We start from the raw sequence: 14108 nt of genomic DNA, 5'->3' as shown, positions 1-14108 counted from the left end.
TAACTAAAAACTTGTTGAAAAGGAAGTTAGGTGGGGGACTTGTTAGAGCTAAAAGGTAACTTATTTGAAGTTATGAAAGAAATTAGGGATGAGTTAGGTTCGCCTAATGATTTAACAATTAGGGAAGTTGCCCTTGCTGGTAGTTTTACACGCTGTGCTGTTATTTTTTTATGTGGGTTAACAGATAAGGATAATGTTTATAAATATGTAGTTCGTACACTCCAATATGAAGAAATAGAAAAAGAAGCAGTTGTCGTTCAGACGTTATTAGATCGTTTTATTTCTATTGCAGAAGTTGGTAAGAAGACAACGTTTCCGGATATTATAAATGCGATTTTAGCGGGAGATACGGTTATATTAATTGATAACATTCAAACCGCTATCGTGATTAATAGTAGAGCTTGGGAAAAAAGAAGTTTAGAACCGCCAGTAACAGAAGATTTAATACGTGGACCGAGGATTGGATTAAATGAAGATATTAACGTGAATAAAATGTTAATTCGTCGTAGTTTACGTGACCCAAAGCTGAGATTTCAATCTTATATTATGGGGAAGAGATCACAAAAAGAAGTGACGTTAGTATATATAGAAGACATTATTAATCCTTACATTGTAAAAGAGCTAGATCGGCGTCTTCAATCAATAGAGACAGATGTCGTTTTTGAGACTGGTACGATTGAGCAATTAATTCAAGATAATAATTTGTCACCGTTTCCCCAGTTTTTGAATACAGAAAGGCCTGATAATATTGTGGCCTCATTAGCGAAAGGAAAGGCAGCTATTTTGGTGGATGGATCACCGTTTGCCCTTATAGCTCCGCTAGTATTTGTTGATATTTTTCAATCTGTGGAAGATCATTATGAGCGCTGGGTAATTGGGACTTTATTAAGAATTTTGCGGATGGGTTCTGGTATAATTGCGATTTTAATGCCAGCGATGTATGTAGCGCTCGTCTCATATCATCAAGGCCTTATTCCTTCTAAATTGGCTTATTCAATTGCTGGGGCAAGAGAAGGTGTTCCGTTTCCTGCATATATTGAAACGTTAATGATGGCATTAACGATGGAGTTAATACGAGAAGCGGGGATTAGGTTGCCGAAACCGATGGGGCAAACAATTGGGATTGTAGGTGGTCTTGTAATTGGAGAAGCAGCAGTGAACGCAGGAATTGTAAATCCGTTTTTAGTTATCATTATTGCGGTTACAGCTATTGCTACCTTTTCTCTCCCTGTATATAGCATTACGATTACGTTTCGTATTTTACTTTTCGTCTTTGTATTAGCAGCGACTGCTTTTGGGTTGTATGGAATCATTCTAGCTCTTATTGCACTTGCTATTCATATTACAAATTTAACAAGTGTTGGTGTACCGTATACGACTCCAATTGCTCCTGCATTTTATAAAGATTGGAAAGAAGAGTTTATTCGTATGCCAAAATCGATGTTGAAAGATAGACCAGAATATTTACAAACGAAAGATTCTACAATACGTCCAAAGGAGCGAAAATAATTGAAACCATTTGAGTATGGCGATGAAGAGATTGGATCTCGGGAAATTGGGTTTGCAGTATCATCGACCATTATTGGTATAGGAGCATTGTCTATGCCACGAGATATTGCTAATCAAACTTTATTTTCGGACGGTTGGATTATTTTACTTTTGGGTGGATTGGTATGTGCAGTTTTAGGTTGGTTTGTAACGAGGATAGCTATTTTATTTCCGAAACAAAACTTTGTTCAATATACAAGTGCGCATTTGACAAAGCCTGTTGCATACACAATTAGTAGCATTTTAGTATTAACGTTTGCTGCTTTGACAGCATATGAATCGAGAATGATTTCAATTATTTCTCAAACGTATTTATTTAGTGAGACACCGATACAACTACTGTCTTTCTTCTTCTTACTAGTTGTTATTTACGGAATAGCAGGATCAAGAGCGGCCTTATTAAGGTTAAATGTTCTATTTTTACCTATTGTTTTAATTGCGATAGTGCTTCTTTCTTTATTGAATATAAATTTAATGGAAATAAACAATTTATTTCCAGCTTTTCAAACGGAAGTAAGTCAGTACGCTGTTGGGGTTAAAAATTCCATATTCACATTTATTGGATTTGAGGTAGCTTTGTTTTATGCTGTGTTGTTGAATGATAAGACAGCGAAAAAGGCACCAATGGCAGTTGCAAAAGCCGTGATAGTAAATGTGCTCTCATATATTTTAATTTATGTAACTTGTATTAGTGTTTTTACGTATATGACAACTCGTGGATTGACATATCCAACAATTGAATTAGGGAAAGAAATTGAAATTGGTGGAGGCTTTTTAGAAAGGTTCGATGCAATTTTTTTTACGACTTGGATTATTACTATTTATAACACTACAGCAATGTATTATGACGTCGCATCTTTATTGTTTTGTGCCATGTTTCCGAAAGTGAAGAAACATATTTTTATTTTCGGAAGCGCGCCTCTGATTTTTATGCTGAATATGCTCCCTGGTAATTTAGATACGTTATCAAGTTACGGAACGTATTTAGCGTGGATAGATATGGGGTTTGTCGTATTAGCTCCTTTGCTAGTTTTTATTGTATATAAAATAAAAAGAAGGAATGGTAGAAATGAAAAACCTTCTTAAAATTATAATGGTTATGGTTTTAGCTGGATTTATAAGTGGGTGTTCTGAACTAGAAGAAATAGAAGAAAGAGGATTTGTAGTAGGCGCAGCTTACGATATTGTGAAGAAAAAGAAATCAAATCCGATTATGAAAGGGACGTATCAGATGGTACTTCCCAGTAAGTTAGCACAACAAGGTGGACAGGGCGATGGAGATAGTGAAAATTATATTAACGTAAGTGCGAAAGCAGATAGCGTCTTTGAGCAAATAAGAATAATTGCTAAAAAAATTAGTCGAACATTATTTTTTCCGCATATACAAGTCATTATTTTTTCGGATGAATTACTAGCGAATCCGTATGTTTTGCAAAATACGTTAGATGTATATTTTCGTGATCATGAAATGAGAAGAAATATTCGTTTGTTCGTTTCCAAGAAAAATGCAGAATCTATTTTAAAACAGAGCGCCAAACCTGAAAACTTACCGGCGCAGTACATTGATATGTTAGCTGAACATCCTCCGAAAAACGCTCAAATGATTGAGGCGGCGAGAATTGGTGAGGTGCAAGGGAAAATGATCGCAGATCGAAGTTTTGCATTACCTCTCTTAGGATTAACTAAACAAGGGGTACAAATGGAAGGAGCGGCATTGATCCGTGGAAAGGATAATAAGTGCGTTGGAACTTTGAGTGGAGAACAAACATTAGGAATGAACTATGTAATAGGTAAAAAAATTGGAGGTTTCTTTACTGTTCGTAAAAAGAATCAGCTCATTACATATGAAATTCATAAGTTGCGCCGAAAGATCCAGGTGTCTACTGAAAATGCTACAAAACCGAAGTTTGATATTCAATTGTCCACAGAAGGCATATTAGCTGAATTACATTTTAATGAACCGAAACAAGTGATGAATGAAAAGCTTTTAAAGAAAGAGATCTCAAAGGAAATGAAGAAGCGTATTGAAAAGTCTATACAGCTTGTTCAAAAAAAATATAAGGTAGATGTATTGGAATTAGGAGAGGCATATAAGAGGTATAATTATAAAGAGTGGAAGAAAGTTAGTAAGAATTGGGATCAAGGTCAGAATTATTTTAGTAATGCTGAAATTAATGTTCATGTTGATCCGACAATTGAACATTCAGGCTCAGCTTTACCGAAGAAAGTGAAGTAAGGTGATGGAAGTTGTTTACTGGATTAGGAATTAGTTGCACGATATTAATGGCGGTTCTTCCGGGAGCCATATACTTTATTCATAAGAAGCTCACAGTGTATGGAGCGCAGCCTTGGAATACTAATGCGAAAAAAAAGAAACCCGAATAAATTCAGGTTTCTTTCGTGCAAAGCAAATGTGAAGGGGGATACCTTCTATGTATGCTTTGCTTATACAAGCCCTAACCAATGTACCAATTGTGTAGAGAGGAATGTAACAACAATGGCGATAACGGTAGGGATTGCAAACGATAAGAATGTCCATTTGGCACTTTTTGTTTCTTTATATATGTTAACCAGTGTTGTTCCACATGGGAAATGAAGAAGTGAGAACAACATTGTGTTTAACGCTGTTAACCAAGTCCAACCATTTTCTAAGAATAGATTTTTAATTTGATTAAAATCATCTATTTCAGTTAAAGCTCCAGTTGATAAATAAGACATTAATAAGATCGGGATAACAATTTCATTCGCTGGTAGTCCAAGAATGAACGCAGCTAGAATAAAACCATCAAGTCCTAACATTTTAGCAAATGGATCTAGGAAGTTTACAAAATACATAAGTAAGCTTGTGTCACCGATAAAAATATTAGCGAGTAACCAAGTTAATGCAGCTGCAGGGGCAGCTACAACTACAGCTCTTTTTAAAACGTAGACTGATTTATCAAGTGTTGCACGCACAATTGTATTCCAAACTTTTGGCTTACGGTACGGTGGTAACTCAAGTGTGTAGTGAGTTGGAACACCTTTTAAAGCTGTTTTTGATAGTACCCAAGAAACAGTTAATGTCATAATAACGCCAATTACAACCATCCCAACTACAACGCCAGCAGTAACTAATGTTTGCATACTACCTGTATAACCAGCAGCCATAAATAATGAAGCCATTAAAATTAACATCGGCCAGCGACCGTTACAAGGAACGAAGTTGTTTGTTAGAATTGCAAGCATACGTTCACGTGGTGATTCAATAATACGAGTTGACATGATGGCTGCTGCATTACAACCAAAGCCCATTGCCATTGTTAAAGATTGTTTGCCATGTGCACCAGAGCGTTTAAATAAGCGGTCCATATTAAATGCAACGCGTGGTAAGTATCCGTAGTTTTCTAATAGTGCGAACATCGGGAAAAAGATGGCCATAGGTGGTAACATAACGCTAATAACAGCACCGATACCACGGAATAAACCGAGTATTAAAATACCATGTAACCATTCAGGTGCATGCGCAGCTTGGAACCAAGATGTTAAATATCCTTCGGCCCATCCGAAAAACTCAGCAATCATATCAGACGGTACGTTAGCACCAGCGATTGTAAGATAAAAAATGATAGATAAAATACCGAGCATAATTGGGAATCCCCAGATTGGAGATGTGAAAATTTTATCTAGTTTTTCGGAACGATACAATTTATCAGTATTTGTATATTGAACAGATTCTTTGCATATGCTTGCAGATGTTCGGTAAATATCTCCGACAATATCATCACGTATGTCTTCTTTTGAAAGTGTTTGTGCATGTTGAATAATATAGTCCAATGGAAGAGCTTTACTGGCTGAGTGAGATTCCATTTATTACGACCTCCCTTACAAGTGGTTCGTTATGATGTTTTTGAAGTGTAGTTAAGAAATTTTTATCTCCATCTAATATACGTAACGCAATCCAACGTGCTGGATACGTATCACCGAACACTTTATAAATTTGTGGTTCTAATTCCTGAATCATACTTTCGATTTTTTCGCTGTAAGAAATTTTAATTGGTGTTGGAATTAGCTTTTTGTTTGCTACTTTGGCAATGACATTTAGTAAATGACCGATACCAACTCTGTTACGAGCAGAAATTTTAATTACAGGTACACCAAGTGATTTTGCTAATTTCTGTTCATCAATAACGATGCCTTTTTTCTCAGCTTCATCAATTAAGTTAATACAAATGACTACGTTACTCGTCATCTCCATCACTTGGAGAGCTAAATTTAAATTTCTCTCCATAGCAGTTGCATCTACAACAACTACAGTTACTTCTGGTTTTTCAAATATAATATAATCCCTTGCTACTTCTTCATCTGCAGAATTTGAATATAGTGAGTAAGTTCCAGGTAAATCTATTAATGTATATTTATTTCCGTTATGTTCATATTCCCCTTCAGCTTTTAAAACAGTTTTTCCCGTCCAGTTTCCAGTATGTTGTTTTAAGCCTGTTAACGTATTAAATAATGTACTTTTCCCGGTATTCGGGTTACCAGCTAAAGCAATGCGATGTTTGCTCATCTGAAATCATCTCCTATTAATACCCCGAAAATAAGGGAACTTTCTTCCTTACGTAGTGCAATAGTTGTGTTGCTTACTTGATAAGCGACCGGATCTCCGAGTGGACTGCGCTGTAATACTTTAATTGTGGCCCCAGGGATGAATCCTAAATCTAATAAACGTCGTTTCATAGTTCCTTCTAATTGTATCTTCTCAATCTGTACAAACTCTCCTGTCTTGAATTCGGAAAGTGGTTTTGTATTAGCCGATACCATAAAAGTTACCTCATCTCTATATTGTTAGTTTAAGTTTAAAAAGTTTCCTTAGGTAAACTTTTTGTTAGTAATATAGTAGACTACATTGGATGATGCTGTCAATTGGTACTTTAAAAATATTCATTTATTTTTAGAATTGTTCCAATTTATTTAGTTGTACTAAAAAATATTACTGAAATTCTGTGTAATGTACATAAATTAGGCGCGTAAAAGTAACAAAATACAGTGGAATTGTAAATGTAGCTTTAAATAAAAGGGAAAAAGAGTGAAAAACATTTACATTGAATTTACATTGTTAAGAATAAATTTACATTACAGCTTAATTAGTGTGGATTTTGTTGGGTTCTTCAACTATAAATGTTGGGATTCCTAGTTTTTAAGGGTTATTATCGTCATTTACTTAAAATTAAAAATTGCTTAACACTCACATAATATTATTGTCCTACAATGAATTTGTGTTCGAAAGAAGTAGACAAATGTGAAAAGTGATAATCCAAATGGGGGTACAAGACATGGTCATGAAAAAGGGTATTAAATTTTCTTTAGCAGCTTTAGTGGTAGCGGGTTCATTAGTGGGATGTGGAAAAGCAGAAGAGACATCAGGTAAAGATGCTAAAGGAAGCGATAATGCAAAACAAGAATTGTCGGGTACGATAGCAGCTGCAGGCTCTACAGCACTTCAACCTCTTGCAGAGGAAGCTGGAAAGAAATTTATGGAGAAAAATTCAAACGTTTCTATTCAAGTACAAGGTGGCGGTAGTGGAACTGGAATTAATCAAGTAGCTTCTGGTGCAGTCCAAATTGGTAACTCAGATGTTCCATCTGCAGATAAAATAAAAGATGCTGATAAAGCGAAAGAATTAGTAGATAACAAGGTAGCGGGTATTGCATTCGCACTTGTCGTAAATAAAGATGTAAAAGTTGATAATTTAACAGTACAACAAGTACAAGATATTTTCACTGGAAAAGTAACAAACTGGAAAGAAGTAGGCGGGAAAGATGAAAAAATCAACTTAATTAATCGTCCGGCTTCTTCTGGCACACGTGCTACATTTGAAAAAACAATTATGAAAGACGCGAAAATTAATGATGGAACTGGTACTACACAAGATTCTAACGGTGCAGTAGAGCAAGCGATTAACTCTACTCCAGGTTCAGTAAGTTATTTAGCGATGTCTTACATGGTTGGAGAGAAAAAAGGTGCGCTACAAACAGTGAAAATTGATGGTGCTGAGCCGAAAGTTGAAAACATTGCGTCTGGTAAATATCCATTCTGGTCTTACGAGTACATGGTAACGAAAGGTGAAGCAAAAGAAGCAACGAAAGCTTACATTGACTATGTAAAAGGTAAAGATTTTGAAAAGCAAGTAGAAGATATGGGTTATATTCCAATGTCTAAATTAAATAAGTAATAAAATTTATGGGGCTGGCTGCAAGGCCAGTCCTGTTCATTTCAATTTATGAAGTGGGGTCTGTCCTGTGATGAAGGGGAAAAAACAAATTAATTACGTGAAAAGTGAATATATAGGAAGATCACTTGTTACGTTTTGTGGTATTTTTATTGTTTTAGTTACATTAGCTATTATTGCGTTTATTTGCGGTAAAGGAATTCAATCTTTTACGCAAAGTGGTATCTCGTTTACTGAGATGTTAACATCGACAAAATGGAGTCCAAATGCTGATGAGGGAACTTTCGGGGCTGTAATTTTCATTGTAGGCTCAACGGTGGTTTCGTTAGGTGCGGTTATTATTAGTGCGCCAATTGCTATAGCTCTTGCTATATTCATGAATTTAATTTCGCCGAAGTTTGGAAATAAAGTATTGAAGCCTGTTTTAGAATTATTAGTTGGTATTCCTTCGGTTGTATACGGATTATTAGGGGTTACGATTTTAGTGCCACTATTACGTGATTCGTTTGGAGGAGTAGGGTTTAGTTTAATTGCAGGTATTGTTGTATTAAGTATTATGATTTTACCTACTATTGCTAGTATCGCTTCTGATGCAATACGCTCTGTTCCATTTGATTATTTAGAAGCTTCTTATGGTTTAGGATCAACGAAATGGCAAGCGATTAGCCGAGTGATTGTTCCTGCTGCGAAAAAGGGGATTTTAACAGGTGTTGTTTTAGGTTTAGCGCGTGCTTTTGGTGAAGCATTAGCGGTTCAAATGGTAATTGGGAATACGATTAAATTACCAGAAGGAATATATAGTCCGACAGCAACGTTAACTGGTATTTTGACAATGGACATGACAAATACATTAAACGGAACTGCTTGGAACAATGCGCTATGGACTTTAGCGATGATTTTACTTGTTATTTCATTCCTGTTTATTTTAGTAATTCGAGCGATTGGGCAAAGAGGTGAGCGATAATAATGAATGCAAGAACGGTAAATAAAGTTTGGACAGGTATCTTTTATGCGGTAGCGGCTTTAGTTGTAGCTTTGCTAGTGTTCTTAGTATTTGAGATTTTACAAAAGGGATGGGGCTTTTGGGATCCTAATTTCTTGTTTGGAGAACCAAGCAATACAAGAGCTGGTGGTGGGATTGGTCCGCAGTTATTCAATTCATTCTATATGCTTGTTATAACGCTTATTATATCTATTCCCCTTGGATTAGGTGCTGGAATATATTTAGCAGAGTATGCAAAACAAGGACGTTTTTTAAACTTTGTTCGTTTATGTATTGAGACAATGGCATCTTTACCTTCTATTGTTGTTGGTTTATTCGGTTTGTTAGTGTTCGTTACAATGACAGGATGGGGATACACAGTAATGGGTGGTGCCCTTGCTTTAACGATTTTAAACTTACCAGGTTTAACACGTGTTTGTGAAAATGCAATTTCAGAAGTTCCTGCTAATGTGAAAGAGGCGAGCCTTGGGTTAGGTGCAACAAAGTGGCAAACAATCACTCGTATTATTATCCCGTCGTCATTACCGCAAATTATTACAGGTGTTATTTTAGCGGCGGGTCGTATATTTGGTGAAGCAGCGGCATTAATTTACACAGCGGGTTTAACATCTCCAATTTTAAATTCAGCAGCGGACTTCTCAAGTCCTGCTCATCCTTTAAATCCATTTAGGCCAGCTGAAACGTTAGCGGTTCACATTTGGAAGTTAAATTCTGAAGGAATTATCCCAGATGCGAAATTAATTGCGACAAAATCTGCAGCGGTATTAATTATTATGGTATTGCTATTCAATGTTATTTCACGCTTAGTAGCATCTATATTGCACAAACGTTTTACAGGAGCGAAAAGAAAAAGTAAAACGACGAAGAAGGTAAAAGCAGCATAAATTATAAAAAGGAACTCTCTATTTATAAGTAGGGAGTTCCTTTTGCGTTTTAATATAGAAGGAATGGAAGTAACGGGAATTGAATTATATAGATGAACAGGTGCAAATGAAGGAGTGAAGGAATTGTTTTTTCTGCAAATGTCAGGATTTCCTGGATCGGGAGAATCGACAGTTTCTAAGTATATAGCGAAGTTAACAGGTGCTGTAATTGTAGATCATGACGTTTTGAAATCAGCGTTGTTACAATCATTAGAAATGAAAGGGATTGAATCAGCGGTTGTTGGAGGAGTATCATACGATGTTGAATGGGTATTGATTGATTCTTATTTAGAACAAGGGCATAGTGTGATATTGGATAGTCCGTGTCTATATGAAGGGATGGTTGAAAAGGGAATGAAACTGTCTAATAAACATGGTGTAAAATATAAATATATCGAATGCTATCTTAATGATATGGAAGAGATTAATAATAGGCTACAAACACGTAAACGTATGGTCAGTCAGGTTGGACGAGTGGATTCCGAAGTAGCTTTTAAAAAGTGGTTAGATGGTAGTAAAAGACCTTTACATAGTGAATATCTTATTGTGGATTCTAGTGAACCGCTAGAGCGGTATGTGGAAAAAATGATGGATTATATGAGTAGGTAGAGAAAAAGCGTTATCTTCATGGATGAAGATAACGCTTTTTCTTTTAAATATCAGGTGTTTCTGTAGAAGTGCTCATTTTTCTGCGAGAGCGTCTTTTTCTCCCGATTTTATCTAATAGTTCATACATAACTGGAACGACTACTAACGTAAGAACGGTTGAGACTGCTAAACCACCGATAACAACGACGGCAAGACTTTTTGATACCATGCTTCCGGCTTGTGATTGACCAAATAGAAGAGGAAGCATAGCGACGATTGTCGTTATAGCTGTCATAATAATTGGACGTAATCTAGTAGATCCCGCTTCTAGTAAGGCTTCTCTTGTGTCCATTCCGTGTTCCCGATTTTGTTGCACTCTTTCTATTAATACAATAGCGTTTGTAACGACAATCCCGATTAACATTAGTGCGCCGATCAAAGAATTTACATCAACAGGTGTTCCTGAAATGATTAATCCTAAAATACCGCCGACAGCAGCTAATGGCAAGGAGAACAAAATTGCAAAAGGAGCGCGCGCCTGTCCGAAGGTGATAACCATAATTAAATATACAATTCCAATTGCAATTCCCATAATTTTGAATAAATCTGTGAAATTCTCTTGCATAGATTCAGTTGCACCTGCAATAGCTACTTTTGCGCCGCTAGGTAAGTCTAAGTTAGCTATCACTTCGTTTACTTCTTTGCTTACTTTACTTAAATCTTCATTGGATGCCTCGGCAGTTATTTGAATCGTTTCTTTTCCGTCTTTATGGAAGACTTCTGTTTGAAGTTGCTTTTCTGAAATAGTTGCAATGTCTTTTAAAGGAATTGGTCCATTGATAGGTGATAGTATGTTTGTATTTAAAATGTCTTCTTGTTTCGTAATGTTTACTTTTTTGTGTTCTATCATAATAGTTGTTTTTTCGTTATTGATTGAAACCTCACCAATAGGTGATTTCTTCATAAGGAATGTTACTTGTTGTGCTGCTAATTCTGGTGTTAATCCTAATTGTTCGGCTTTTGTTTGATCAACATGGATTTGCCATTCTTTCTTAGAGTCTTCTAAATTTGTTTTTACTTTAGAGAGAGCACTTATATCTTTTAGTTTTGTTTCTACGATAGTAGCAGCCTCTTTTAAATTCGTTTCATTAGTGGCTGTTACGTTAAATTGCAAATTGTTTCCGCCGCCAGAGCTTGAATAACTCATTTTTATATAATCAAGTTCAGCGGGCTCAAAAGTTTTCTGTTCTTGTTTTAACTCTTTAATATATTGATCGATATTAGAGCCTTTTTTGAAGACTACTAATATACTTGCGAGATTATTCTTGGTCGTTTGCCCCCATTGTGCATCTTCTGCGCTAGATCCCATTCGTAAAATAACATCCGTTACATCCGAGTTAGAAAGTAGCTTTTTTTCGAAATCAAAGGCTGTTTGTTTTTGTGTTTCAGGAGCGTAATCAGCTGGAAAAGTCATGTTAATAGATAACATTGTGTCGTCTTCAGATTTTATATTTGCTTTCGGTAGTAATACATAGGCTGCAATCGATCCTGCGAATAATAAAAAAGAAGTAAGTAGAATAATGAATTTATGCGATAGAGCCCACTTTAATGTAGCGACATATCGTGGTGAAGAGCTTGGCTTTTTGTGTTTTGTTTTTTTGAGTAGTAAAAAAGCCATAAGTGGAACAACTGTTAGTGCGACAATTAAGGATGATAGTATAGAATATACAACTGCTAATACCATAGGTAACATTAATTTTCCGATTACCCCTGATACGAGACCGATAGGTAAGAAAACAGCGACTGTTGTTAAAGTAGAAGAAGTAATTGCGACGGCGACCTCTTTCGTTGCATCGAGAATAATATCTTTAGAGAAAGATTCTTTTTGTAAACGACGGAAAATATTCTCAATGACAACGATGCTATCATCGACGAGACGTCCAACTGCAACAGCTAAACCACCAAGCGTTAGTGTGTTAAGTGTGATGTTAGATTGGTGTAGTAAAAAGAGTGTTAATAAAATTGATAATGGAATACTGACAACAGCGATGAGTGTCGTTCGGAAGTTACGTAAAAAGATTAAGATAATTAGAGTTGCAGCAATTGCCCCAAGGATTACTTCTTTTCCCATACTAGTAACAGCATTTTCAACTTGCTCATGAGTTGATGCTAAAAGTTTAATAGAAAACTGATCTTTATATTGTTTACTTATATCGTTGATTTTTTTATCGATTTCTTTTCCGATGGCAACTGCATTTTTACTTGGCTCTTTCATGATGATTAATCCGGTGCCTTCTTCTCCATTTATATGTGAGATTGTATCGTAATGTTGTTTAAGTTCAATTTGAGCAACATCTTGCAATTTCACTTGAGGTGCAACGGTAATGTTTTTAATATCATCCACATTTTTTATATCCCCAATGACACGAAGGTTATATTCTTCTTTATTAACGGTAACGGCTCCAGCTGGAGTGGACGTCTCTTTTCCTTGTAAAACTTTTAATATTTGCTCGGTTGTTACATTTTTATCTTTTAATTGATTTGGGTCTAGTATGATAGATAATTCAGAAGCTGATTTTCCGAAAAACATAACGTTGGCAACACCATCAATGCTTTCAAGTTGTGGTACGATTTCTTTTTCGATTTGTTTTTCATCTGCTTTTGAAAATCCGTTTTGCTTCTGGATTGCAATTTGAGCGAGTGGAATCATAGAAGTATTTAATTGGCTTACTACGGGTTTTGTTGCATCTTTAGGTAATTTAATTGTATTAATGGCTTTTTCAACTTCGCGTGCTGCATCTTTCATATTTGCTTTTGATGTATACGCGATATCAATGCGTGATAATCCTTCGTGCGTAGAAGAAGTGATAGTGTCGACATGTTCTAAATTCCGAAATTGTTTTTCTAGGGGGTCAGTTACTTCTTTCGTCATTGCTTCAGCGTCGAGTCCTGGAGATAAGGTGGTGACAGTGACTGCTGGATTATCGATGCTAGGTAAAAACTCCATAGGTAATTTAGAACCGGAATAAACGCCAAGTATGGAAATGAGAAAAACCATGATGATAACAGCGGCACGGTTTTTTAATGAAAACTTCGTTAACCTATCCATAAAGTAATTCCTCCATTGGTTTATTTGTAGTTGAGTACGTCCTTCCTTACTATATAACAAAAAATGGATATTTTTCATTAATTAAATGTAAAAAAATTCTAACAATAATCTTAAGTTAATGTTTTTGTTAGAATTTCTTTATTTCCTTCGTTATTCGCGTTGATAAGATTTTTATCTCAAGCTTCGGTTGGAGTCGAGGTGTCTGTGAACACACGATTCGTTCAACAAATAATTTGTGTGGAAGAACAAAAAAATCAGCATGTTCGTTTTATTAGGAAGTGAACATACTGATTCGAGAGGAAAGTGATGAATCTATATTGTCATTCTATAGAGAAGGAATGATTATGGGGTTTAATATAGAAGAGAATCGGATTATAAAATGAGGTTTGGTCAATTAGAGTGTATTGGTATACAATTTAAATAGCCGTTTTCTTTAGATGGGATGAGGTGTTTCTATATAGAAGAAAGTAGGTTGGATATTTTTTTGTGTTTTTTTAAAAAAACACTTGTTATTTAAAAACCATGATGGTATATTAATAAACGTCGCTGATGCGGAAACGCAGAAAACGACAAAAAAGAAATTTTAAAACGCAGTTGACATCGAAAAATGAAGATGTTAATATGATGAAGTCGCTTCTGAAGCGGCAGACAAGTTCTTTGAAAACTGAACGAAACAAACAACGTGAAACGTCAATTTTTATTTTAGATGCTAGACAAACTAACTTTAT

The 14108-nt window shown here is 35.6% G+C and carries 11 protein-coding genes; 7 read left to right on the top strand and 4 right to left on the bottom strand.

The window, feature by feature from the left end; all coding sequences use genetic code 11:
- The first annotated feature begins 30 nt into the window (after nt 1-30).
- From gerLA to gerLC, 3 genes are read left to right on the top strand one after another with little or no spacing between them, the layout of a single operon-like run.
- Nucleotides 31-1509 (top strand): spore germination protein GerLA, encoded by a 1479-nt coding sequence (gerLA, locus tag AC3WVA_RS21355; protein ID WP_417902730.1) that lies wholly within the window; start codon nt 31-33, stop codon nt 1507-1509.
- Entirely contained in the window at nt 1510-2634 is a 1125-nt protein-coding gene (gene gerLB / locus AC3WVA_RS21350) for a spore germination protein GerLB (RefSeq protein WP_048527854.1), read from the top strand. It begins immediately after the preceding gene.
- Complete coding sequence (gerLC, locus tag AC3WVA_RS21345) at nt 2618-3784, top strand: spore germination protein GerLC (protein WP_417902729.1); 1167 nt, start codon at nt 2618-2620, stop codon at nt 3782-3784. The genes gerLB and gerLC overlap by 17 nt, the downstream gene beginning before the upstream one ends.
- Before the next feature lie 209 nt (nt 3785-3993).
- Here gerLC and AC3WVA_RS21340 read toward each other — a convergent pair whose 3' ends face one another.
- From AC3WVA_RS21340 to AC3WVA_RS21330, 3 genes are read right to left on the bottom strand one after another with little or no spacing between them, the layout of a single operon-like run.
- Nucleotides 3994-5394 (bottom strand): nucleoside recognition domain-containing protein, encoded by a 1401-nt coding sequence (locus AC3WVA_RS21340; RefSeq protein ID WP_144615874.1) that lies wholly within the window; start codon nt 5392-5394, stop codon nt 3994-3996.
- Nucleotides 5372-6094: a FeoB small GTPase domain-containing protein gene (locus tag AC3WVA_RS21335; protein WP_492322175.1), complete on the bottom strand. Its 723-nt coding sequence runs from the start codon at nt 6092-6094 to the stop codon at nt 5372-5374. The genes AC3WVA_RS21340 and AC3WVA_RS21335 overlap by 23 nt, the downstream gene beginning before the upstream one ends.
- A complete protein-coding gene (locus AC3WVA_RS21330) occupies nt 6091-6348 on the bottom strand; it encodes a FeoA family protein (protein ID WP_000252989.1) in 258 nt (85 codons plus the stop codon). Before AC3WVA_RS21330 ends, AC3WVA_RS21335 begins: the two co-directional genes overlap by 4 nt.
- A 512-nt stretch (nt 6349-6860) precedes the next feature.
- Between AC3WVA_RS21330 and AC3WVA_RS21325 the strand changes: the two genes are divergently transcribed.
- The 4 genes from AC3WVA_RS21325 (at nt 6861) to AC3WVA_RS21310 (ending at nt 10292) form a co-directional block, all read left to right on the top strand.
- Nucleotides 6861-7760 carry a phosphate ABC transporter substrate-binding protein PstS gene (locus AC3WVA_RS21325; RefSeq protein ID WP_492322174.1) on the top strand — a complete coding sequence of 300 codons (900 nt, stop codon included), beginning with the start codon at nt 6861-6863 and terminating at the stop codon, nt 7758-7760.
- 70 nt (nt 7761-7830) lie between these two features.
- On the top strand, nt 7831-8721 hold the full coding sequence (gene pstC, locus AC3WVA_RS21320; RefSeq protein ID WP_000676681.1) for a phosphate ABC transporter permease subunit PstC: 891 nt from the start codon (nt 7831-7833) through the stop codon (nt 8719-8721).
- Nucleotides 8722-8723: 2 nt separating this feature from the next.
- On the top strand, nt 8724-9644 hold the full coding sequence (gene pstA, locus AC3WVA_RS21315) for a phosphate ABC transporter permease PstA (RefSeq protein ID WP_000994138.1): 921 nt from the start codon (nt 8724-8726) through the stop codon (nt 9642-9644).
- A 123-nt stretch (nt 9645-9767) separates the two neighbouring features.
- The gene (locus tag AC3WVA_RS21310) at nt 9768-10292 is read left to right on the top strand and encodes a P-loop nucleotide/nucleoside kinase family protein (RefSeq protein ID WP_492322173.1); all 525 of its coding nucleotides are present in this window, start codon (nt 9768-9770) and stop codon (nt 10290-10292) included.
- A 43-nt stretch (nt 10293-10335) separates the two neighbouring features.
- On the opposite strand, the gene AC3WVA_RS21305 is transcribed toward AC3WVA_RS21310, so the two are convergent.
- Complete coding sequence (locus tag AC3WVA_RS21305; RefSeq protein ID WP_195756361.1) at nt 10336-13380, bottom strand: efflux RND transporter permease subunit; 3045 nt, start codon at nt 13378-13380, stop codon at nt 10336-10338.
- Nucleotides 13381-14108: the final 728 nt, after the last annotated feature.

This window comes from Bacillus sp. EB106-04-02-XG92 (assembly GCF_058791995.1).
The sequence above is the reverse complement of the archived record's forward strand: the minus strand, read 5'-3'. Positions and strand labels throughout refer to the sequence as shown.